A 22,816-nucleotide genomic window follows, 5' to 3' on the forward strand; every position below is an offset into this window, starting at 1 on the left:
CCGCGGAAAGCGAGTGCCTGGAGAGTAAATCAACGTTCAAATTGTACAAATCCTTAATTTACTGTAGACAAACTCGGCTCTTCTCATTAAGAGGAGCTTATTTTAATGGATATTATATTTCTTTAAGTTCGTCTATTGCTACGTCTGATCTTTCCTCTAATGGGCCTCTTAGATGTACTGTAGCCGTTCTTCCATCTTCATTTAAATTATCAATCCATACTGAAGTGCCATTATATCTAACCTCAATGTCAGCTGATGAAGAAAGTATCTGCTTTACACGCTTAGCATCCATATAAATCCCTCCCTGTTAATTAGTCTTCCTATTATTTAGGAAAAGCCTTGATTTTATTCATTTGATTAATATTGCAACTAAATTATATAAGGAGTGCAATGATGTTTAACTTTCCACGTTATCCGCCGTAACTCTTTTTTAATTAAGCTTGTTATGAAAAGATGAGAATTCTTAATCTTAAAAATATTGGATTTATCTGCTAGAATGGATAGGATTGTAAATAATTTTTTTGAGGTGATGAATTTTAAAAAAAGCAGTCTTCTGGCAGCCCTTTTAATACTTATTTGCGCATCCGTACTATTTACATGCATGCAACAGCCAAGCGGGGCCAATGCCGCCAAAGATAAACTTAACATGAAGAAGCTCGACATTGATGAATTTTTGCTGAACGTGATGGAACTTTTATATTACGTGAAGTGAAAACAGGCAAGACTTTTATCTATAATAATGAACGTGCCGAACAAAGATTTGCGCAGCAATCGACTTTTAAGGTGCCCAATGCACTCATCGGATTACAGGTCGGGGCTGTAGAGGATGAATATGACATTAAATACTGGGATGGTGTGAAAAGGGAAATTGAGATATGGAACCAGGATCATACGCTTGGGTCCGGTTTAAGGAACTCAGTTGTTTGGTATTATCAAGTAATGGCCCCCGACATTGGAGAGAGTCGAATCGAGGAATGGATTCATAAGATTTCTTATGGCAACCAAGATATTAGTGGAGGGATTGATCAGTTTTGGCTAAGCAGCTCACTCAAAATTTCTCCTAGTGGAATATATGGAAAATTTATACATACAAAATCTTCCTTTTTATAAGGATATCATGAAAACCGTTAAAAGAATGATGATCCAGACTGAAGGGGACAACTATAAACTTTACGGAAAAACGGGGCAGGGGTCAAACGTTGGCTGGTATGTTGGTTTTATTGAAACAAAAGAACTTGACTATGTTTTTGTAACGAATATCTCCGATACATCGGCAGACGCCAGGAACATCATGAAAGACATTTTACAGAAATACCATTTAACGTCAGATTGGGAATTAAGTTGGTGCTTTCCGAAGTGTGAAGATATAAATCCCGATTTTTCCCAATCGGATGAAGTCTAAGCATAAAAGATATTATAGAGCTGACGGATGCTTTACTTTAAACAGGGAGCTGCATCGGTACCCTATTTTTATGAAGCTAATGGGACGGAAGGGTTGAATAAGGAAGTAGATAAGATGGGACAATATTGGAGGAGAAAGTGTTGTTGGGTTTGAAGTCATATACGCATTCTTATACATGCTTTTAGGGGGGTATCATGGAACTATCGTTATTATTGGAATATGGCTGGGTGTTAATTATTCTAATTTTTTTAGAAGGTTTATTATCTGCTGATAATGCATTGGTTTTAGCCATAATGTCAAAGCATTTACCAAAAGAACAGCAAAAAAAAGCGATTAATATTGGGTTGCTTTTGGCTTTTATATTTAGGATTGGTGCAATCTTCATCATTTCGTACCTTTTCCATGTTTGGCAAGTTCAAGCCATTGGGGCTGCATATTTAATTTTCATCTCATTAAAGCATTTATTAAAAAGGGATCACGGAGAAAAAGAAAAAAAAGGGAAAAGCTACCGTATGACCGTTGCGCAAATTGCATTAGCTGATATTGCTTTTGCTATTGATTCAATTTTAGCTGCAGTCGCTCTTGTCATTGCCTTGCCAGATACGCCGATGGGTGATATAGGAGGTATGGATGGGGCAAAATTCATTGTTATTTTATTAGGGGCAATTGCAGGTTTAATCGTCATCCGGTTTGCGGCAGGATACTTCGTTAAGATACTGACGGAGCGACCTAGCCTCGAAACGGCAGCCATGTTAATCGTTGGCTGGGTAGGGGTTAAATTATTAATGCATACTCTTGCGCATCCAGCCGTGCACATTATCTCTCACGAGTTTGTTGAAGGACCGATTTGGAATATAATCTTTTGGTCAGTCATGCTTCTCATTGCTATAGGCGGATGGTTTTTATCTGGAAAAACAGAGAAAAAAAGTGAAAGTAAATAAAGTGAAAGTAAATTAATAAATGAAAATTTCAAGAAGATCAAAGACCGGAAAAAATTTTTCGGTCTTTTTTTTGGGTTATTCTACAATGCCCTTCTATATAGATTTCTTAATGTTGAAAATATGACAAATCGTCATAAAGATCAGTAAAGCTGTTGATTGATTCAATTTTACTTCAATAACCCTAACCGAAAACCATAAACGACTGCCTGTGTACGGTTTTTAGCTTTAAACTTTGTTATTAAACTGCTTACATAATCTCTAACGGTATGCTCGCTTAATAGCAGCAATTCAGCCATTTTTTTATTGTTATAGCCCTCAGCCAGTAAATTTAAAATCATGGCTTCCCGTTCCGTCAGTTGTATGTCGGTACCAATTGACACCTCATCATCTTTTCTTGATAAATATAAACCGAGCCGTTTTCCGACCTGTTCAAGTAAAGTCAGTTCATCTATTGAATAATCGAATTCCTCCCCTAATTGATCAAAGGTCAGCCAGCCGAAGACTTGCTGGTCATGAACAATGGGTACAAAAATGACAGATGAAAGATTAAATAGCTGTATATGTTCCTCTTTAATGTGATTACGGGGATTCTTTAAAAATACCGGCTTTTTTGAATTGAATACCATGGATTGCTTGGAGCTGAGTTGCCCCCTCATGCTTTGAACTTTTGGCAGCTCCGATCCAATGGTGCCGTAAAATTGATTGGACCAAGGAATATAAGCATAAAAAACACATCTTTTATAGTTAAAGAACTCCTCACATTTTTTTAGGATAAAAGCAAAATCCTTAAATCCTGCCGAGTTAATTAAAAGTTCATCTAATCGGTCCAGTAACTGCAGTCTTTTAAGTTCTGCATTCTCTTGTTTGGTTTTGGGATGTTGATCCGGTTCATCGCCCGTCCACTTGTTATAGTAATGGATGAGATGAGAGAAAATGGATAATAAGAACATAAGAATGGAAAGCGGTTGGGCATGTTTCAGGTTTACCATTAAGGTAACAATCGACTTTTCAAAGATTAATCGGAACATGCTGAAATGAGTATCATTTAAAAGGGGTAAATGTGATTGAAGCCAAGTATCCAAATGCTCTTCGAATGTGTCTTTTATGTCCTCGATATTTGGAGCGGATAAAAATAGTAAAAATGATTCCAATAATGTTTGTATCATCTTACGTTCAGGTTCTAATATGAAGGGCTCTAGATTCAAATAAATATTGATATTTTCTTCAATCTGTTTGTTATGACTTTTAATGAATAATATGTATTGCTGCAATGTTATTTCTTCATATGCATGAAAGGGATGAGCCATGTGAATTCCTTCTCCTTAAAACAAAATACCCTATAAAAAGGGGGAACTAACCTTATTATTATACAGCACTTTATAGGATAGTAATTCAAATTGTAAGGAGTAAAATAAATGTATGAACACAGAATGAAGCTATTAGATGACCATTTTCTAATTCAATCAAGGATTTCAACATTGTAGTCAGCTATTTGCTTGTATAAGAATGGTCGTCCAGGGAGAACCTCAAGGGATGGAGATTTCTGGTGCTCAAGGAATCTGTTGCGTAGTAAGAAAAGGAGATTTGGTAATATGAAGAGACTTGAAAACAAAGTGGCAATCATTACAGGCGGGGGTACAGGAATCGGGAAAGAAACAGCTTTGTTATTTGCTAGGGAGGGAGCAAAAATCGTCATCACTGACATCAACCAGGAATCCGGTGATCAAGCTGTGAATGACATTCAGGCAATCGGCGGTGAAGCCCTATTCATCCGTCATGATGTCAGCAATGAAGAAGATTGGAAAAGGGTTGCAAAGGATACGATCGATACTTTTGATAAGGTGGATGTTCTGTTCAACAATGCGGGTATTTATATCATTAAACCAGTTGCGGAAATTGAACTGGTGGAATGGAATCGCCTCATGTCGATTAACGTGACCGGCGTATTCTTGGGAATAAAACATATTATGCCACTCATGGCGAAACAAAATAAAGGGTCGGTCATAAACGCTTCCTCCATTGCAGGCTTGATTGGCGCGCCTGGTCATGTTTTATACGGTGCAAGCAAGGGAGCGGTCCGGACTATGACTAAAGATGCTGCCATCGAGTATGCTTCAAAAGGGGTCCGTGTAAACTCGATTCATCCAGGATATATCGATACCGGGATGGCGGACTATGCATCTGAACAAACGGGCAGTTCAAAAGATGAATTGGGTAAAGAATTTCCGTTGGGACATCTGGGCAGCGTCAATAATGTGGCGAATACAGTGCTTTTCATTGCCTCGGACGAATCTTCCTATACGACGGGTACTGAATTTGTGATAGATGGCGGAGCGACTGCTCGCTAAAATCCCTACATTATTAGGGGATATTAGAAACTAAAAAACAAAGGAGTGTTTAGATATGAGATTAGAAAATAAAGTGGCAATCGTAACAGGGGGAGCAAGCGGGATTGGAGCAAGTACGGCTCAATTATTTGCAGAAGAAGGAGCAAAGGTGGTCATTGCCGATTTTGCTGATCATGGACAAGCGGTGTCAGAAGAGTTAAATGGCAAAGGGTATGATACTCTTTTTGTTAAAACTGACGTGACGAATGAAACGGACGTAAAGAATATGATCGAAGAGACGGTTAACAAATATGGAAAACTGGATATCATGTTCGCTAACGCGGGAATTGCCAGAGACGGAAACATTCATGAGTTAAGCTATGAGCAATGGCAAAAAACAATTGATATTAATTTATCCGGTGTCTTCCTATCCGATAAATATGCGATAGAGCAAATGCAAAAACAATCTACTGGCGGCGCAATTGTCAATACAGGCTCCATCCATAGCCATGCAGGGAAACCTGGGGTAACAGCCTATTCTGCTGCGAAAGGAGGGGTCAAACTGTTAACACAAACGTTAGGTGCGACTTATGCAAAAGATGGCATTCGTGTCAATGCAGTTTGCCCAGGATATATTGATACACCACTTATTGCCCAAGCTCAAGGTGAGATCAGACAAGGTTTGATCGATTTACATCCAATCGGCCGTTTAGGCAGAGCGGAAGAAGTGGCTAAAGCCGTTCTCTTCCTTGCAAGTGACGATGCATCATTTGTTACAGGCACAAGCCTTATTGTCGACGGCGGTTATACGGCAGTATAAAAAGGCCTCGTTTAAGGATTAATGGCTGGTTCTATCAATCAGTCAAATTCGTTTGATATGAAAATTACATGAAAAATAGAGCTTCTTCCGTAAGGTGAGTGGGGTTAGATTACTCAACTCTACTGGAGGGCTCTTTTTTTTGCATATAATGAAAAAATCCCCGGGAATGCTAAAAACATTTCCTTGGAAGAAGAAACGATACAAGCAGTTGCAGGGGAGAGGGAATTCAGTAATTTTATGTTTATGGAGGATACTTTTATCCTCTTTTTGAATGTGCGGCGATAAATAAGGCCAAACGGATAATTCGATTACGATCTAGATCGGTCGTATATTAGATATTCTCTATATAACTTTTATATACGTTCGGGCATCTTTCAGTAGGTCTATACACCATTTTCCTACTCATTTCAAATAGTATATGGACGTATGCTAATATCTTTACGTTTAGATTAGTCTGGTTTTGAGAAAAAAGAATAAATTATTAGATTAATTTTATTTAGTCACATTATTAGGTATTTTTGTTTCTTTTGAGCAAAGTATTTCCCAATATTAGGGGCAAGTTCACTACTTTACTATTGTTAGAATTAATAAAGTAAATAACTGTCACGTTACCAAGTGAAAAACCTGTTACATATAAGAAGTAGAAATGGGGCATTCACATTTAAACGTTTTTCTTAAGAAAGTGCACACCCAGCCACCCGAAGATAAGGGTAGTAATGGCTCCATTTTGATTGACAAGGTTTTACCTTTAGCTTAAAATTTTCCTTAGGGAAACTTTTTTACCTTAGTGCATATAATGCAGTTAAAGTGAAGTGTGATAGATAACCACTTTATTTTTTTAGATTGATGTTGCCTTTGGTAAACATTATTAGTTTATCGAAAAATTATTTACAAAGGAGATGTTTGCAATGAATTCCGCATTTACCGTTAAGAGTTTGTTTGTATCCTAACATGGTAATGAAGCGGTAAACGTGAATTGGTTGGGGTTATCAGTCCAAATGGGGCAGGGAAATAAACATTATTAATAGGTTTGTTAAACTTAATCCCGAAAGATAAGTCAATATTCAAATATCCGGAAAAAGTTTTAACGAGCTAAGAAAATCTGTCCATATGTCCCCAAGAAGCAATATTGAATGAGATTTTCTAATTACTGTTTTGGATCTGTATTTCTCGGAACGTATCCCCATCTAGGTTTATTTAAAAAAAAAGAAAAAGAATGAGCACTTAAAGGTTTGCAAATGGTTAGTTGGAGAAATTTCAAGAGGGCAACAAACAAGGGTCTTTTTTAGCAATGGAGCTTGCTAAAAATACTGATAAATTTTTACGGATTATCTTTTTTTGAATAGATACGACTAAGACTAAGACAATTTAATAGCCTTGTGAAAATTGTTGTTAACCAGTATAACTACTTATTTTTAAGGAGGATTTAATAATGTTAGTTAAGTTTATAAGAGAAAATGTTTACGCGTCATTTATGCTGACAATACTTCGTATATTTATAGGGTGGCAGTGGTTGAATGCAGGGTGGAGTAAAATAACTAGTGGGAAATTTGATGCATCTGGATTCATAACAGGTGCAATAGGAAAAGTAACTGGTGAACATCCATCTGTTCAATCTTGGTGGGCTGACTTTTTAGGTGACTTTGCATTACCAAATGTAGGGATATTCAACATTCTAGTTCCGTGGGGTGAATTTTTAGTCGGACTTGGATTAATTTTAGGAACTTTTACAACTTTTGCTGTATTAATGGGAGTGCTAATGAACTTTTCCTACATGTTCTCTGGAGCAACGAGTACAAACCCACAGATGGTTTTAATTGAAATATTTATCCTTGTTGCAGGCTTTAATGCAGCGAGAATAGGTTTAGATCGTTGGATAATCCCATTCTTAAGAAAACAAATATTTAGAAAAAAGGAACAAGAAGTCACTATGCAAAGTTAAAGATAAAGTTATTTATTCATAACTTTACAACATATAAGAGTGAAGGAAATATTTAAAAACTCAGGAGTTTGTAGACAAAAGGGGGTCTTATCTAAATTTCAAAACAGAGTTGATTGGAGCGTTTGTGGGAGAATCCTGCGGAAAGGCACGTCTAGGGGAGACCCTACAGGCGCAAAAGCGCCGAGGGCGGACCGCCCGCGGAAAGCGAGTACCCTATGTTCCAAGCGATGTTCAAGGTTTTATAAACCTAAATAAAATTGAGACAAACTTGTTCTTCATCGAGTTCGTCTACAGTCTGAACTCAGTTCTTTCTTACTTTGGAACTGAGCTTTTTGTATTTCGCGTCATATCATTATTATTGTTGATCCTATAATTAGCTTAATAGCGTATTTCGTAAAAGACACTTTTACGAAGGGGCATTTTTTTACAATATGGCCTTATATTAATATCGCAAAAGTATAAACAAAAGAGCAGGTTAGTTCAATTTTATAAAAGTGGAAGTAAATCCAATTAATAGTATTTTTATGTTAAAGTTGTAAAGTTGATATTTTATTACATCATTTCATTAGGAAGGAACAAAATCTGTATGATAAAGGAAGGGTTAAATGGCGAAAAGAATATTAGGTAGTATGTTGTTTTTATTACTAGGCATGGTTAGTTTTACTTTTTTATCTGGCTTGAAAGTTGAAGCAGCAGATCGAGTGCATACTGTATCCTCTCAAGAAACGGTAGAATCGATTGCAGCGATCTATGATATATCGACAGAGCAACTAATGAATATGAATGGTTTACCGGATGATAAGTTATATATTGGCCAGAAGTTAACCATTCAGACTGATTATACTCCTTCGAACTATCAGTGGTCAGAGAGAGGGAAACAAATTGGGAATTATGCGAAATCTTTTACAGGATTTAAAAAAACGGCTGGGGAAGAGACACCTATCAAAGGGTTTGATTCTAGCGGATTGATTCATTGGGTACTCTCCCGACAAAAGGTGCCTATCGACCGTTTGTCAGTTGAAGGCTATTATAAGCAAGGAATGGATACAAATACGCCTAAGGCTGGAGATGTTATATTTTTTCTAGAAATGGGAAGTACAAAAGTCGTCACCGCTGGGATCTATCTGGGGGGAAATCAGTTCGTTAATTCTGGATACGGAGCAGAGACAGTTCAGGTGAGATCTACCACAGAAAAATATTTTGCACAATACCAAGCCGAGTATAAAACGTATACACCAAAAGGAGAGCATGTCGTTCAAAATAATGAAACACTTAAAAGTATCTCGGATAATTACGGTGTATCGGTGGATACAATCAAAAAGCGTAACGCGTTACCAACTGAGAGCTTGATGCAGGGACAGTATCTTCAAATATACAGCAATCCCTTGTATCCATTTTATACAAATCAAGAGGCTTCCTATGATAAAGCTTACGATGTCATAAAGTATGCCTATACTCTACGTGGATTTAACTATGTTTTCGGGGAATATGATCCGATGATTGGAATGGATTGCAGCGGTTTTATCTATTGGGCCATGAAGGAGCAGGGCATTTCCCTTAAACGTGGTTCAGCAGCGGACTACCATTCCTTGCTGCCGAAAATCAGCGATCCAAAGGCAGGGGACTTTGTATTTTTTAGAGATACAGACTTAAGTCAAGAGATAACCCACGTCGGTATTTATCTAGGGGATGGTCGCTTTATTCATACAACAAGGAATACTGGAGTTCATATATCTGATCTTACTTCAAGTTATTTTACTCAGAAGTTCGAAAGTTTTGGGCAAGTCCAAGTCCATATGGACTAAGATAGCCACGAGAGAGTTAGGCTACTTGAATTTTCAAGTCATATTATCCACTTAAGGTATGCAGTGTAACAAGATCACGAACAAACGATGTTACAACTACTATCTAGAGGGGTTTTTAATGACTTAAAAAGGGCAAAAGTTTTGAGGAATATACAAATGAAAAGAAAATGAAAGTTGTTAAGTTTTATCGGTTATTAATAGATGTTTTAACTGCGATAAGAATCGAAATTGTGGATTAGAAAAAAGTTGTACTGTTTATAAAAAAGAAAAACCGAAATGACCTGATTTCGGTTTTTCTTAATGAGCTAAATGGGCAGTTAGTTGAAGAAAACCTTATTTTAATGGTTGTGGTAAAAATTTCAAGTTAATTTTAAGAAAATAATATTTTTGGAAGGGACTGACTATGATATTGGAAACGAATATTTAAAGATTAATCGAAAGGTTTAAAAGTGTAAAAAGCCTTGGAGATAAAACGGTAAATCAATTATCCGAAAGGAAAATACATTGGACTCATAATATCGAGTCTGTTGCGGTAATAGTAAAGCATTTGAGTGGAAATATGATTTCACAAGGTGGAATGACTTTTTAACTTCAGACGGAGGAAAGGGATATAGAAATCGTGATGAAGAATTTATAGATGATATATCTTCAAAATCCGAGCTAACTATTGTTTGGGAAAAGGATGGAAAACCCTAATTGATATATACTTCAGAAAAAACCTGTTTTCTTAACGGGCGCCAGAGAATTTTATCTTGGTATAACCCATATGGATATTTTTATTTACTTTCATAATTTCTGCCACCAGCTTTTCTTGGTGAGATGATCTTAGATCCTTTTACTATATTCATCGATTTCGGTTAACATAGCAGCTGTTTTTCTTACTCTTCGAGTTGTTGAGCCTAATACTTCCCGCAATCGAATGGCACTGATCCTCTTGTCCCTATATCCTTAAACAATGTTTGTCTCGTTCTTTCCCTTACGTTATGAATGTGTATACTTCCAATTTTTGTGCGATTAATTGAATATTTAAAAAACATTTGTTAGTTTCTGTAGTTTTATATTAGATTCTGTGGTTCCTGTGATAAATTAAAGGTGTTTTTTTGTGAGAGAAAATACGAAAAAAACAATATATGTGTTTTGGGGTTTTATGGTATGCAAACTTTATAGAAACGGTAGAAAGAAACTTCATAATTCTTGCAAATGGAAACAAACTTAAGAGGAGAAACCAATATGAATCATCTACAAAAGCAAATACTTTTTTTCCTTGAGGAATGCAATAGAGAAAGATGTGTAAGTAAAATTGCTGAAAAGTACGATAAAAATCTTGAAGTGGTAAGGGCTGAGTTAGTGATACTTGCGAACAAGAACCTCATAGCTATCAAAAAGAGTACAACTGGGAAGATAAGCAGAGCAACGATTAGTCCAAAAGGTAAACAGTGCTTCAGGGAAGCTACTGCAATTAAGGGTTCAGTCCAAGAGCAAATCAATGAGTTGAAACAAAAGTTGTCAGCTCTGGAAGCCTCCTTTATACGTGCAAAAGAGAATCCAACTGGGGAGAATAAACAGTCACTATTGGATAATGCGAATACGGTTCAATCAGTGGCTTATGGATTAAACTCATTCTTTAAAGTTGGATTGGATATCTTTAAGTAAACAATAACCTCAGAGGATAACCAGGGAACTCTTGTACATCTACATCATCAGGGTCAAAACAGGCTAGCTCATGGGTTTATTGTCGAGGTGAGCTAGTTAATAAGATCTACTAAAAAAGGTCCGAGCCTGGTTGTATTGTTTATCATCCATTATTTATTGTCAACCCCTTAAGGGAGCGACAGTCTGTGATGCACCGGGGCCGTTGGAGTCAGACTAACGAATGGGCTCTATTGGCACCATAGTCATCGCCTTACTCATCCAGCCATAGAATGAGTATGGACGATTTCCCACGATTTTCATTCTCTGTGGTGGAGCGCTGATTTTTGCGCTTAATGGATGGCTAACAGGTGCTTTACTTCATTACCAGGAGATGATCGGCATCTCCTTTTTAGTGAAAGGAAATGAAGGACTTGAGAAAGGAAGATGCCCTCTATTAAAGACGGTCATCTTCCCATGCCCTATATAATCTCTTATATTATGTTTTTCTTTTGGAGTTTCTTCTTTGTTGATCTGCTTTCTTCATTTGTTGTTGAGCTTGAGAACTATATGATACTATCTGTTTTTTTTATGAGTTTGAAGCTAGATTTGCTGGGCCACCTTGTGGGAAATTTTGAAATGGAGATACGATTTAATTAATTGAGAAACTTCTTGATGAATATTTGCAAGCTCTTGTCCTAATTCAGTACCAGTAAAGTTTGCTACAGATAGTTGAGTGTCTATTTGTTTTTGCAGTTGATTGTTTTTTGACATAATAGAAAACCTCATTTAGAAAAATCATACCCTTTTATAATATTCTATAGCTTCTAAAAAAATAACGGGTATTTTTAATGGGGAAAATCTAATATATGTTTATTACGGGTGCTTTACTTCAATAAGATTGCTGAGTCAGCTTTTTTCTTATGGCACTAAGGGGCAGAATAGCTTAATAAAAATAGGTAGATTAAGGGTGTTCAAGAAGGAATAGTTTGTGGAGTAATGAAAATAGAGAGTGTTATGTAGACTAATGATGTATAAAATATACCAAAAGAAAAAACCAGCTTTATTAGACTGGTTTTTTCATCTTAATATAACACTTTGTTAAATTCAGTTTTTAAGACTTACATGCTCAATCATACGCTTCATTGCCTGAATTTGCCCCATATGAGTCGCTTCATGCATTAATGTTAAACCTGCAAGTTCTCCAACAGTCTTACATCCTAGGAATGGTGTATCCAAATCTTGATCTAGCTGTTCAGGAGGAATTTGCTTTAAACGAGTTAATTGATCTTTCAACTGTACAACCAGCTCATCCATAGCAGGTATATTCCCTGTCCAATCAGCTGGCTTTGTGCCATTCCCAAACAATTCTATATAATTCGTGGGAAGATGGGTTGTTACATGCGGGAAACCAAACATAGTTTGTTCTGTAATTGTCAAAACGTGACCAGTATGCCAATGAATTGTGTTATTAAAGCCATCTGGCTGCACATCGTTTAGTTCCATAGAAATGGACTCTACATTCTTGATGAAGTATTCTCTCGTCATCTCAAATTGCTTAAATACAAGTTGATTCATCTTTTTCTCTCCTCTCACTAACAAAATCATCCATATTATACCAGTAAAAATCGGAAAAGAATATGGTTGAAACTTCCTGAAATTAGTTTTATGTCAGCTGGTTCTTTTTCCACAATAGGGAGCGATCAAGAATCGTTTTACTTATAGAACTTACGGGTGAGTTATTTCATTTAAGGCTCAATAAAAATAATAAATCCAATTGCACCTTCCATTTTATTAGCTTTCTCACAAAAAATAAAAAGTCCCAAAAGTATTTTAGATTTGACTGAAAATTCAATACATACAATTGTTATACAATTGTAAAATTATATAGTTTTATTTTCGGTATAATGGAAATTATTAGAAAAGTATTATGTGTATGAATATTTACAAATAGGGAGCTATTCATTTCTCCCTCCTTGTAATAAATTCCCGCCACTTACCGAAGACGGTCCTAAAGAGAAGATCCGTATGGACTCTGCCGACTATATGTTTGTGTTGAACCCTCATTTCTATCATGAAGGGTCCATCTTTGCTAACGTACAACTGGTTTTCTACTATGACATGAATAACTCTTACTTCAACGTCATGTTGGAAGCTTTTCAACATCATAAGGACGATCTAACGTCCCCAGGAAGTTTGATTTCTGGATTACAAGGGAAGCCCCCCCTTACCCGAATGTATTCTAAATATGATTTGGTGCAGTATAACGCCAATAGAAAGGCGAAAGATGCAGCGTGTTCCAAACTAAGTAAGCCTGAAGGATATGAATGTGACGAATTTCCATTTGCCAGTACTTATGAAGGGGCTGGAATTGGAGATGGAAGGTTCTCGGTTCGATACATTCCGAGAGCAGCGAATAATACACATGGACGCTGGCTCGCTGCATGGTATGCATATGATCGGATTTTGCACAAGATCAATTTTATATTGGATTTAATGAGCAACTGTCGCTGTGTCGGCTGGATGAGACTTAGAGTTGGTACCGAACCACATCAATGGTACTTCCTCCTGAATAGAATGCACGATATAAGTACATCCATTGAAATCCTTCAGACTTATCAAGACCCGAGTTAAAGACTGATAGCTACAACCATGGTGAAGTACTCCTGCTTTTTGGCTTAACCACCATACAAGGCTTTTAAATCTTTAGCTTGGTGCTTGTTCGTCCTTTGAACAAAACCTACTTTTTTGGCTAGTTCTGGAGAGCTTTTGGAGACTAAGAGCGTTGTCGGTTCCTATGAACTACCCTTAAATAAATGTCGAATGTAGATATGATACCCTCAAAAGAATCAACTATTAGTAGTAATGTTTGAGTGTAAAAGTATTAAAAGGGAGGTGAATTGTTTTTGACTATAATAGATATTGACCAATTGCTTTTAGCTACTGAAGAACTTGCCGAAGAGTCAATTCCATTTCATCTCGATACATTTGATATTGATCAATTATTAGATAAAACGGATAACTGGTAAAGAAAAGCATACCCGAAGGGATATGCTTTTTTCTTTATTATAGGGGAAAAAGGTTCAATTTTTAAAGCTGCTACCAATGTAGACATAACTCCACATTGGAAAATGGGAGAGTTATTGCAATTAAGCCTAGCAAGTACAACATAAGCCTTTTTGTCACTTCTTTATGAACTGGTTAGATCCAGGTCGTTTTATAAGAGATGAGAAAGGATATATAGATTTTTTCATAAGAATGGTTATAAATGCGATGTTTTAAAGCGTTCCATCTTCATCATCTTGGAGGATAAGAACCTGTTAGCGATTGGGCATATAAATAAGCTGTATCTATTAAGTGGCGTCTTGGGAGTCCTACTCGACTATTGCATCATGCAGGCAATCTGCCACTTAGGACCAGCCTATGCCATATCAATCGTCCTTGTCGCACAACTAACCATGGCAGTTCTGATTGACACCTTAGGGTGGTTCGGATTTGAAAAAGCACCTTTACCATAAATAAATTGATCGGGATCATAATCATGATATATGGAATCATCATTTTTAAGATAAAAAGAGCCCTTTCCACCTAAATATATATCTAGGTGAAATGAAAAGAATGGTGATATAAAAAAGACTGGCTATCTAATTTGCTGATTAATTTTTATTTACCTTCTGATCAGTATGAAGTGCTATTAAATAAGCTTAACATTAAAAGACTTGATTCAAGTCTTTAGGTTAATTTTCATTTATTTAAAAAATAAAGCATTTTATATTCAGATGAAAGGGAAATGGATGCAGCAGTTTCGTGCAGTTGAGTCCGAAGGAAGTAAAGAAAACTAAGTTTTTGTCTAATGTATAACTTTGGTAAAATTAGATTGAAAATAACCGATGTTCTTGGGGAGGAAGCAAATGAAGATTAATAAAATACATCATGTAGCAATAATTTGTTCCGATTATGAAAAATCAAAAAACTTCTATGTGAATATTTTAGGGTGTGATATCGAGAAGGAAACATATCGGTCAGAAAGGAAATCCTATAAATTGGATCTAATCGTCGGAGGGGAATATCAGCTGGAATTGTTCTCATTTCCTGATAGCCCCCACCGACCTAGTTATCCTGAAGCAAGAGGGCTTAGACATCTTGCTTTTGAAGTGGAAGATATTAATCAGGCGATTGAAGATTTAGAAAAAGAGAACATTCCAGTCGAACCTATCCGTGTTGATGAGTTAACAGGAAAAAGGTTTACTTTTTTTTGTGATCCGGATGATTTGCCTCTTGAAATATATGAAAAATAGGAATTACAAGCTTAGTTAGGTTGATGAGAGAAATTTAAGGCATGAAGTTTGCTAGAAGAGATAAAACTTCAAGATTTGAGGTAAACTCTTTTTTAAATTTGATTTCAAAGATTTAAAGAGGTTACATATGCCAATTGAACTATGAAGATCCCTATGATATGTCGATACTATTAAATTTATCTCCACTTGTATTCCATATTTCGATGAGAGCTGAAATAATCACCAGCTATAATATCTGTAGATCGGTCATTTAAATATGTCAGGAGATAAAAAAATGAATGTTTACAAATTTACACTGTTGATACTTTTAACGACATTTTTGATGGGTTCTTCTTTTGCAGTCGTTAAAATTGGTTTACCTTATTCATCCCCATTATTATTAGCAGCATTACGCTTCACACTTGCCGGATTCATAATGGCGATGATCGTAATCTTTTTAAAAAGACCGCATCCAAACTCTAGAGGGGATTGGATAAAGATGCTTATTATCGGCACATTTCAAACAGCCGGAGTAATGGGGTGCATTTTCCTGAGTTTACGCACTATTACAGCAAGTGAATCCTCCATTCTTACATTCACGAACCCGTTGCTTGTTGTTGTATTCGGTACTATCTTTTCACAAACACGCTATAAACTATATCAATGGATTGGAGTTTTATTAGGATTAGTTGGGGTAATTATAACGATGGGGGCGCAACTTGAATTCAAGGTTGGTATTCTTTTCGGCATTTTTTCTGCTGTTTTCTGGGCCATTTCCACTTTATTGGCGAAAAAATGGGGAGCGATTTCCGATACATGGGTTTTATCTGCCTATCAGATGCTTTTCGGCGGTTTACTGCTTTTACTTGGCAGCTTTAATCTTGAAAAACCATTTTTCATACTGAATGGTAATTCGTTGTTCATTTTATTATGGTTAAGTATCATGTCATCGATCGTTCAATTTGCTGTTTGGTATTACCTTTTACAAAAGAGTGATCCAGGAAAAACAAGTGCCTTTTTATTTTTGGCACCTTTCTTCGGTGTATTATCAGGGTGGGCACTATTAGGTGAACAGATATACACTTCAGTCCTAATTGGCGGACTGTTTATTATCATTGGCATCTATCTTGTAAATAGCAATTTCCAAAAGGAAAATAAATTTGTTAATAGAGCTTTATAGTAATCGTATGAATAGTTCAACAGAAAATCCCTCGTGAAAAAGAAATGAGCCTCTTTTCTTTTTTACGAGGGATTATTAAATTATACCTCTATGCAAAAAACTTCTTTAAATCCATCTTTCCCTTTAGGTGTTACTTTTACTGCGCGAATAGATGGAACACGGACTATCCAGCCTAAATCAAAAAAATGTGAAAGGAGCCCATTTCCTAAAGCACCGCCAAGATGATGCTGACGTTCACTCCAGTCTAAACATGAGTGGGAAAAGGAACGGCGTTTTTTTCTTAAATCAAGTAAATCTATGCCGAATTCAGAAAAAAAACGATCTCCTTTGGGCAAAACTGTAAACTCCCTCTCTTCCTTTTTCAAATATCCGGCCTTCAACATCGATTCAGTTAATTGGACGCCTAGTTTTCCTGCCAAATGATCATAGCAAGTTCTGGCTTCCTGAAGCATTTTGACTTGACTTGATTGTTTTAACGACCGAACTTGAGGAGATGGGGAAATGGCAAGAAACGATTCCAAAATGTGTGCAATTTCTCCATTTGCTAGCTGATAGTAACGATGTCGTCCGTGTTTTTCAACTTTAACAAGGTTACCTTCCACTAATTTAGAAAGGTGAAAGCTGGCGGTTTGAGGTGTTATTACAGCCATCAATGCTAATTCGCCTGCAGTATGAAAACGCCCATCCATTAAACTTGCCAGTATAGTTGCACGTGACGTTTCCCCGAGGAGGGAGGCTATCTCCACCATATTTGGATTTATACTCAAAATAGTTACCAACCTTTCTGCCGATATTTTAGTTAAGTTTTTGTTTGTAAAAAGCTGAGCGCTATGTAATTAGCATTAAAATATGTAAACTTATATTTCTATTATACAGTACCGCTGTCCTAGTGATATTCTGTATATTCACGATCCCGCTTTAAATATTTGTTAATAAGCGGAAACGGTTATTTTCCTCGTTAATTATTTCTTACTTCATTGCTTGTATGTCCTTTTTAATATCTTATAAAGCTTTCTATAAATATGTACAGGACATAACAGGTACATTACCTGATAAAGAAACAGCCGAAATATTGGCTGAAGCTCTAAAAATTCTTTAAGGCTGGATATGATCATTTTAGAATCTATCTACATGGCATTACCATTCTTACGTAATTCAATATTTGGAGGAACAAGGGGTTCTATATACCTTATTAAATCGGATTATTTCTCATCAGAACTCCAGTTTACGGAAGGTAAAAACATACGAATTCGATGCGAACCAGTTGTGTGTGCTGCTTTACAAAGGTGAACCTCATAAAAATAGAGGAATTCAGCTTTTAGACCTTCGTAATTTGTCAACAGGAAATCATATCGAATATGCTGTTGGAAGCTTAATAGAAGAAAGACTGTCTATCCTTTGGATAAGCGTTTTTTAATGAAGTATATTCTTTGTAAACTAGGCATACATTTTTACATGTTCACTAACAGTAAACGTTCCTTAATATTCTTGGAATAAATAACGGTGAATAGTCCCTTTTGTCGAATTTAGTAGTCAAATAGGAGGGAATGAAGAGTATGAAAATATCAGACGTTGGATTTAAGGGTCAAGTTTTTGGATTTATAAAGTTCACATCTTTTGTGGAAAGTTTCTTGTCTGGGGATTTATATATGAACAATTTCAAAAAGTATATTGATATGGAGAGTGCTTCGGGAGAAAAAGGGGTAGGAGATAAATTTGAAGCAGCACATGTTTTTACGGAATTAACAATGAATTTCTTTACTCAAGATACCCATGAATTAATAATGTCGGGGCGAACTAAAAAGATGAATTTCAGAAAAAATATAAATGAAAAAAGACCATTATATTGTATGTTTGCAATTGTTGGCGATATGTTAAAAGTGGTTAAGGAGGATGAAAAGTATTACTATACCAAATTTGATTTACCTAAAGAACAAATCAATAAAATGATCAGGGAGTTCGGTGATAGCTTAATTTTTGTTACGCCATCGCAATTTATTGACAGAATTACTAGAGCACTCAATGAAAAAGGTTATGCTTACAGAGGCGGATTGGTAAAATATGACGATTATAACATCAATTCCTCAGCTAGGATGAGCTCTTATAAAAATCAAGGGACTGATATTTATTTTTGGAAAGATAAATATTTTGAAAATCAATATGAATATCGCATAGTTCTCACAGATCAAGAAGTTGATGAAGCTTTAATCGTGAACGTAGGTGATATTTCAGACATTAGTACTATATTTAATGCAAATGAATTTTTCAGTGAAAAATTCGAAATAAGATTACGAAAGAAAGGAAATCTTAGCATCCATTAAATAGGGTGCTTTTTATTTGCAGGAGGGATAAAGAAAATATAGGAACTTTTTAAAGAATTAAATAGAAGTGTTAAATTAATCGGAAATTCTAGGGTAATTGCATCCACAAGGGGTTTAATAGCTCATTTATATTGACTAGTATTTGTTTTGTCTTTACCGAAGGTCGCTTTAATAACATTGGAAAAATATAAAGATGGAGATATGCAGCAAACTCATACAGGGTTTCGAATAAAGAAGTATAGTGATTATTCAACAAAAGAGGGCGACCAAGTCATCCAGATGACTAGTTCTCCCTCTTTTGAACTTTTTCCATATAAAAAGTTTTTAACCATTTATGGATCTTTTAAGAGAGTGCCATTCAATAGAGTCCAAAATTGAGCAAAAACCCCTCTGAAACTGACGACTTTCTTCTATTGTTATTTAAGCAAATTTCGACAACGTAATTGCAATGGTGAATAGTGGTTATAAGCCAGTTAAGTTTTTATGCAATGAAAAGTCGATCGCTTGATAAAATGTGCTGATGTCTACTGCGCCTATTTGATCTGCCCTTATAGTGGAGTGGCTTTTGAAGGTGCTTCCGTGTTTGGCTCAACAGCAACCCTGTGACTAGGCCAAAACGGAAATCAATTGCAGCTTGTTCTTCAAAGGAAATCCACTTTTATTAGTAGGGAAAGTAATGATTTAATGCTGACTTTATTGCTTTTATTTTTAACAGCAAATAACTGGATATCTGATGTGAATTCGTGTAATCTACAAAAGTATGTTTTTTTCCAAATCGTAAAGGGGGACCATAATTGAGTTCAACAAATAGTAAACAGACAACGATTGTTGCTCTTTTGCTTGCGGGTACATTTATTGCGATCTTGAATCAAACATTAATGATTACCGCCATTCCTCCTGTAATGGAGGAAATGAATATTACTGCAAATAGTGCACAGTGGCTAACTACCGTTTTTATGCTTGTTAATGGGATCATGATCCCTGTTAGCGCGTTTTTACTGGAGCGCTTTACCACCAGACAGCTTTTCCTTTCCGCGATGGGGATTTTCGCCATAGGTACATTGGTAGCGGGGCTAGCTCCTAATTTTGGAATGCTGCTGCTAGGAAGGATGATTCAGTCGAGCGGAGCCGGAATCATGCTCCCGTTAATGCAAACAGTCTTCCTAATGATTTTCCCTGTTCATAAACGGGGTGCAGCTATGGGACTGGTCGGTCTGGTCATTTCCTTCGCGCCGGCTATTGGGCCTGCTTTGTCGGGCTGGGTTACGGAGACCTACTCATGGAGGGTGTTATTCTTTATCATTCTTCCAATTGCTATTATTGATATCATAGTTGCGTTCTTCGCTTTAAAAAATGTAACAGAAGTTACACGGCCAAAAGTGGATGTACTTTCGATTGTTTTATCTTCCGTAGGTTTCGGTGGATTATTGTATGGTTTTACAGCTGCAGGTAATTATGGCTGGACAGACGAGAGTACCATCATATCCCTAGGCATTGGAACAATTACACTTGTTTGGTTTATCAAAAGGCAATTGCGATTGAAGCATCCAATGCTGGAGTTCCGTGTGTTCACGTATTCATTATTCCCGATTGCCATCATTATTGGAGCCATTACCTTTATGGGTCTGATAGGTGCCGAAACGCTCATCCCGCTATTTATGCAAAACATGCGAGGATTTACTGCGTTTGAAGCTGGATTGGCGATACTCCCTGGAGCACTTATTACCGGGTTAATGTCCCCGTTCATTGGACGTATTTTTGACCGGATTGGGGCCAGGTGGCTGGTTATTGGCGGATTACTCCTCATAACCGCCTCTTCCTTTACTTTTACGGATGTGGGTCCTTCGACAAGTTTTACATTTATTATGGTAATGTACAGTATTCGGATGTTCGGATTAGCCATGGTTATGATGCCTGTTTCAACGGCCGCCTTAAACCAGCTGCCTAAACGGTTAATCGCCCATGGTGCAGCAATGGATAATACGATGAAAATGATTGCCGCATCTGTAGGTACTGCAATACTTGTTACTGTGATGACATCAGCAACCGAAAATGCTCAGCAGCGTCCCGAGATCGTACATCCTGATATGTATGGCGCGCAAATCTCATTTATTGTCATCGCTGTACTTTCGTTAATTAGCTTCCTCATTTCTTTTAAAATAAAGGATCAAAAATCATCAGGAAAAGAGTTCGGAGAGAAGGATTAAAGATTTGAATCCGAGTTTTTTTAGCTTGAAAAGAATCACAATATAGATTCATCTACTTGTGATTCTTTTTAAACTAAATAACGTTTTTTCTCCGCCGGGCTCGCTCACCAGTAGGAGATTCTTTTGAATTTGGAACCACTTACTAAATTACCACAATGATTACGGTGAACTTGGAAAGACCTTTAAAACGGGTAAAGTTAAAACAAAGCCTGCTATCGATCAAATACTGTATAACCTAAGAGAAATAAAGCCAGTTATCTTTCGAACAAACAACAAAGCAGTGCATCCCAATGGTCGGGATACACTGCTTTGTAGCTGAACAAGAAGGAATTAGTATTAGTAAATGGGTTAAGCGAAAATTATCATCGATAATAAAATAACTATATACAATTTTTTTATGGGATTTGGGCACGTTTAAAGACCTTAATATGATTAGTGAGCGTTTCAAGCGTATTTTACATTATATCCAGGAGTTGACCCAAAATCCCTACTATCTGTTTTAATGAAGATGTGGTCCGTTCAGAATACAATACTGCAGGCTTAAATCGGACATTAAGCTATTTTTTTTAATTAGCATAATATATTTAATGAGGATGTGGAGGACTTAAAGGTTCAGTGCATTCTTCATTCGAAAAAGAAGGTTGGGGCACATATTAGACACTAACCGTTGAAAAGATAGTATGGAATAGTATGGAAATAAAGGTAATGATCACTTAAAGGATATGAAAACATTACGTGAAAGTTGCGGACCAATTAAAACAGTTAAATTGGGAAGATGATAACATTCCTAATTGGAAAGAGTAGAAGGAACTCCTACATAAGAATCAGGAGTATAACCAACAAGTTAAGGTTGAACTAACAGGTGTAATAGTTGTTTTAAAAGCTGTGACGAACAGCTCTTTTCCTTCACAGGTCCGTACATTCCTTTTTAGATATTTAATTCCATTTGGAGGGAAATTGTAATATGTTAACTATGAAACTCTAAGAAAAACACGAGATATCGAGAGATTTCGCTTTCTATATTGAGAGAGTTTAGTTATATAACTAAATATTTCCTTATCTTGTATTTTCGTGAAACTTATGCTTTGTTTGAATAAAACCTAAATAGCTACTCCTAAAGACTGGTATTTCTGGAGTTGCTCCCACTTAATACCTTTCTATACTTTTCTGGTACTCTGGAAGCGAATAGGGGAACATCCTTTCTAATTTGGGGTACTTTCTCTAAACCTAAAATGGCCTTTAATTCACCAACTTTCTTGATCTAATTTTCGAAAAATGTCTCCTCCTGGATCTACAATTTGTGAGCAACCTGCGAATTCCCCTCCTAACTTTGTCCCCGCTACATTTAATGTAACCCATACATTTGGTTCTCAATTGCTCGCGCACGGTAGCGTATTCCAATGTGTTTCCATTGCAAGTGGCCATCTACGACAATTGTAAACCCTTGTAATGCTAAGTCACGAATAATTACAGGGAATCGTTAATAGGAACAAATGATATTCCTCATTTTCACACCTTCAAGTTCAAACCCTTCCACTTGATTATACCCGACCGTTAAAAACGTGTGCTCATCTAACATAAACAAGAAGCTATATGGTTGACGGCTTGTCCTTCTTCAATGAAATCGAAAAGAAATGTTTAGTTGAGGGCTCAATATATAAAGCAGCTATCCAACATAGACTTTTGAACCAGAATCGATTTACTTAAAATACCATAAATGCCTAATATACTATTTTTTTGGATTTAGTTGAAATGTATTTTTAATCAATGTATTATAATTAGAATAATTCCCTGCAGGTTATTATTGCTAATAAATCAATATTATCCCATTTTGTGTTGTGTGATATTTAGTTTATAACTCGTATATCCTTGGAAATATGGTCCGAGAGTCTCTACCTAATTCCCGTTAAAGAATTAGACTACGAGGTAATTTTTACTTTATTGGTATTAGGAAATTGATTTTAA

The 22,816-nt window shown here is 36.3% G+C and carries 19 protein-coding genes, 2 pseudogenes and 1 riboswitch; of the genes and pseudogenes, 16 read left to right on the plus strand and 5 right to left on the minus strand.

What is annotated here, in order from left to right; genetic code table 11:
* Positions 1 to 112: 112 nt before the first annotated feature.
* Entirely contained in the window at positions 113 to 292 is a 180-nt protein-coding gene (locus tag ACIQYG_RS21600; RefSeq protein WP_402842273.1) for a small, acid-soluble spore protein, H family, read from the minus strand.
* Positions 293 to 601: 309 nt separating this feature from the next.
* Between ACIQYG_RS21600 and ACIQYG_RS21605 the strand changes: the two are divergent.
* Positions 602 to 1,321: pseudogene (locus tag ACIQYG_RS21605) on the plus strand (penicillin-binding transpeptidase domain-containing protein); the annotation flags it as partial.
* Between the two features lie 275 nt (positions 1,322 to 1,596).
* Entirely contained in the window at positions 1,597 to 2,343 is a 747-nt protein-coding gene (locus ACIQYG_RS21610; RefSeq protein WP_402842276.1) for a TerC family protein, read from the plus strand.
* A 167-nt stretch (positions 2,344 to 2,510) separates the two neighbouring features.
* On the opposite strand, the gene ACIQYG_RS21615 is transcribed toward ACIQYG_RS21610, so the two are convergent.
* On the minus strand, positions 2,511 to 3,650 hold the full coding sequence (locus tag ACIQYG_RS21615) for a LuxR C-terminal-related transcriptional regulator (RefSeq protein ID WP_402842279.1): 1,140 nt from the start codon (positions 3,648 to 3,650) through the stop codon (positions 2,511 to 2,513).
* Between the two features lie 285 nt (positions 3,651 to 3,935).
* On the opposite strand from ACIQYG_RS21615, the gene ACIQYG_RS21620 reads away from it, so the two are divergent.
* From ACIQYG_RS21620 to ACIQYG_RS21650, 7 genes and pseudogenes are all read left to right on the plus strand, one after another.
* Entirely contained in the window at positions 3,936 to 4,691 is a 756-nt protein-coding gene (locus tag ACIQYG_RS21620) for an SDR family NAD(P)-dependent oxidoreductase (RefSeq protein ID WP_402842281.1), read from the plus strand.
* 55 nt (positions 4,692 to 4,746) lie between these two features.
* Positions 4,747 to 5,490 carry an SDR family NAD(P)-dependent oxidoreductase gene (locus ACIQYG_RS21625; RefSeq protein WP_402842284.1) on the plus strand — a complete coding sequence of 248 codons (744 nt, stop codon included), beginning with the start codon at positions 4,747 to 4,749 and terminating at the stop codon, positions 5,488 to 5,490.
* Positions 5,491 to 6,922: 1,432 nt separating this feature from the next.
* Positions 6,923 to 7,432, plus strand: a complete 510-nt coding sequence (locus ACIQYG_RS21630) for a DoxX family protein (protein ID WP_402842286.1) — start codon at positions 6,923 to 6,925, stop codon at positions 7,430 to 7,432.
* A 605-nt stretch (positions 7,433 to 8,037) separates the two neighbouring features.
* A complete protein-coding gene (locus tag ACIQYG_RS21635; protein ID WP_402842289.1) occupies positions 8,038 to 9,237 on the plus strand; it encodes a C40 family peptidase in 1,200 nt (399 codons plus the stop codon).
* 433 nt (positions 9,238 to 9,670) lie between these two features.
* Positions 9,671 to 9,826, plus strand: a complete 156-nt coding sequence (locus tag ACIQYG_RS21640; RefSeq protein WP_367233714.1) for a DUF1572 family protein — start codon at positions 9,671 to 9,673, stop codon at positions 9,824 to 9,826.
* Positions 9,827 to 9,858: 32 nt separating this feature from the next.
* Positions 9,859 to 9,933: pseudogene (locus tag ACIQYG_RS21645) on the plus strand (hypothetical protein); the annotation flags it as partial.
* Between the two features lie 534 nt (positions 9,934 to 10,467).
* Complete coding sequence (locus ACIQYG_RS21650; protein ID WP_402842292.1) at positions 10,468 to 10,890, plus strand: hypothetical protein; 423 nt, start codon at positions 10,468 to 10,470, stop codon at positions 10,888 to 10,890.
* A 579-nt stretch (positions 10,891 to 11,469) separates the two neighbouring features.
* Here ACIQYG_RS21650 and ACIQYG_RS21655 read toward each other — a convergent pair.
* Both ACIQYG_RS21655 and ACIQYG_RS21660 read right to left on the minus strand, forming a co-directional pair.
* Complete coding sequence (locus tag ACIQYG_RS21655; RefSeq protein ID WP_402842295.1) at positions 11,470 to 11,640, minus strand: hypothetical protein; 171 nt, start codon at positions 11,638 to 11,640, stop codon at positions 11,470 to 11,472.
* 333 nt (positions 11,641 to 11,973) lie between these two features.
* Entirely contained in the window at positions 11,974 to 12,444 is a 471-nt protein-coding gene (locus tag ACIQYG_RS21660) for a DinB family protein (RefSeq protein WP_402842298.1), read from the minus strand.
* 354 nt (positions 12,445 to 12,798) lie between these two features.
* Between ACIQYG_RS21660 and ACIQYG_RS21665 the strand changes: the two genes are divergently transcribed.
* The 5 genes from ACIQYG_RS21665 (at position 12,799) to ACIQYG_RS21685 (ending at position 16,323) form a co-directional block, all read left to right on the plus strand.
* Positions 12,799 to 13,500 (plus strand): NucA/NucB deoxyribonuclease domain-containing protein, encoded by a 702-nt coding sequence (locus tag ACIQYG_RS21665; RefSeq protein WP_402842301.1) that lies wholly within the window; start codon positions 12,799 to 12,801, stop codon positions 13,498 to 13,500.
* A gap of 272 nt (positions 13,501 to 13,772) precedes the next feature.
* Complete coding sequence (locus ACIQYG_RS21670) at positions 13,773 to 13,895, plus strand: hypothetical protein (protein WP_402842304.1); 123 nt, start codon at positions 13,773 to 13,775, stop codon at positions 13,893 to 13,895.
* A 273-nt stretch (positions 13,896 to 14,168) separates the two neighbouring features.
* Entirely contained in the window at positions 14,169 to 14,384 is a 216-nt protein-coding gene (locus ACIQYG_RS21675; RefSeq protein WP_402842307.1) for a DMT family transporter, read from the plus strand.
* Positions 14,385 to 14,777: 393 nt separating this feature from the next.
* Complete coding sequence (gene gloA2, locus ACIQYG_RS21680) at positions 14,778 to 15,164, plus strand: SMU1112c/YaeR family gloxylase I-like metalloprotein (protein WP_402842309.1); 387 nt, start codon at positions 14,778 to 14,780, stop codon at positions 15,162 to 15,164.
* 274 nt (positions 15,165 to 15,438) lie between these two features.
* A complete protein-coding gene (locus ACIQYG_RS21685; protein WP_402842312.1) occupies positions 15,439 to 16,323 on the plus strand; it encodes a DMT family transporter in 885 nt (294 codons plus the stop codon).
* 80 nt (positions 16,324 to 16,403) lie between these two features.
* Here the strand turns inward: ACIQYG_RS21685 and ACIQYG_RS21690 are convergent, their stop codons facing one another.
* Positions 16,404 to 17,090, minus strand: coding sequence for an ArsR/SmtB family transcription factor (locus ACIQYG_RS21690; protein WP_402842315.1), 687 nt, complete (start codon positions 17,088 to 17,090; stop codon positions 16,404 to 16,406).
* 789 nt (positions 17,091 to 17,879) lie between these two features.
* On the opposite strand from ACIQYG_RS21690, the gene ACIQYG_RS21695 reads away from it, so the two are divergent.
* Together ACIQYG_RS21695 and ACIQYG_RS21700 are read left to right on the plus strand one after the other, a co-directional pair.
* Positions 17,880 to 18,644, plus strand: coding sequence for a hypothetical protein (locus ACIQYG_RS21695; RefSeq protein ID WP_402842318.1), 765 nt, complete (start codon positions 17,880 to 17,882; stop codon positions 18,642 to 18,644).
* 794 nt (positions 18,645 to 19,438) lie between these two features.
* The gene (locus ACIQYG_RS21700; RefSeq protein WP_402842321.1) at positions 19,439 to 20,851 is read left to right on the plus strand and encodes a DHA2 family efflux MFS transporter permease subunit; all 1,413 of its coding nucleotides are present in this window, start codon (positions 19,439 to 19,441) and stop codon (positions 20,849 to 20,851) included.
* Positions 20,852 to 22,690: 1,839 nt separating this feature from the next.
* Positions 22,691 to 22,793, plus strand: a riboswitch (purine riboswitch).
* Positions 22,794 to 22,816: the final 23 nt, after the last annotated feature.

Source organism: Peribacillus sp. NPDC096622, from assembly GCF_044762665.1.
GTDB classification, from domain to species: Bacteria; Bacillota; Bacilli; order Bacillales; family DSM-1321; genus Peribacillus; species Peribacillus frigoritolerans_B.

Bases quoted from the DNA above. Each gene is read 5' to 3' on its own strand.
- ACIQYG_RS21600 (WP_402842273.1), bottom strand. From the start codon at position 292: ATGGATGCTAAGCGTGTAAAGCAGATACTTTCTTCATCAGCTGACATT.
- ACIQYG_RS21610 (WP_402842276.1), top strand. From the start codon at position 1,597: ATGGAACTATCGTTATTATTGGAATATGGCTGGGTGTTAATTATTCTA.
- ACIQYG_RS21615 (WP_402842279.1), bottom strand. From the start codon at position 3,650: ATGGCTCATCCCTTTCATGCATATGAAGAAATAACATTGCAGCAATAC.
- ACIQYG_RS21620 (WP_402842281.1), top strand. From the start codon at position 3,936: ATGAAGAGACTTGAAAACAAAGTGGCAATCATTACAGGCGGGGGTACA.
- ACIQYG_RS21625 (WP_402842284.1), top strand. From the start codon at position 4,747: ATGAGATTAGAAAATAAAGTGGCAATCGTAACAGGGGGAGCAAGCGGG.
- ACIQYG_RS21630 (WP_402842286.1), top strand. From the start codon at position 6,923: ATGTTAGTTAAGTTTATAAGAGAAAATGTTTACGCGTCATTTATGCTG.
- ACIQYG_RS21635 (WP_402842289.1), top strand. From the start codon at position 8,038: ATGGCGAAAAGAATATTAGGTAGTATGTTGTTTTTATTACTAGGCATG.
- ACIQYG_RS21650 (WP_402842292.1), top strand. From the start codon at position 10,468: ATGAATCATCTACAAAAGCAAATACTTTTTTTCCTTGAGGAATGCAAT.
- ACIQYG_RS21655 (WP_402842295.1), bottom strand. From the start codon at position 11,640: ATGTCAAAAAACAATCAACTGCAAAAACAAATAGACACTCAACTATCT.
- ACIQYG_RS21660 (WP_402842298.1), bottom strand. From the start codon at position 12,444: ATGAATCAACTTGTATTTAAGCAATTTGAGATGACGAGAGAATACTTC.
- gloA2 (WP_402842309.1), top strand. From the start codon at position 14,778: ATGAAGATTAATAAAATACATCATGTAGCAATAATTTGTTCCGATTAT.
- ACIQYG_RS21685 (WP_402842312.1), top strand. From the start codon at position 15,439: ATGAATGTTTACAAATTTACACTGTTGATACTTTTAACGACATTTTTG.
- ACIQYG_RS21695 (WP_402842318.1), top strand. From the start codon at position 17,880: ATGAAAATATCAGACGTTGGATTTAAGGGTCAAGTTTTTGGATTTATA.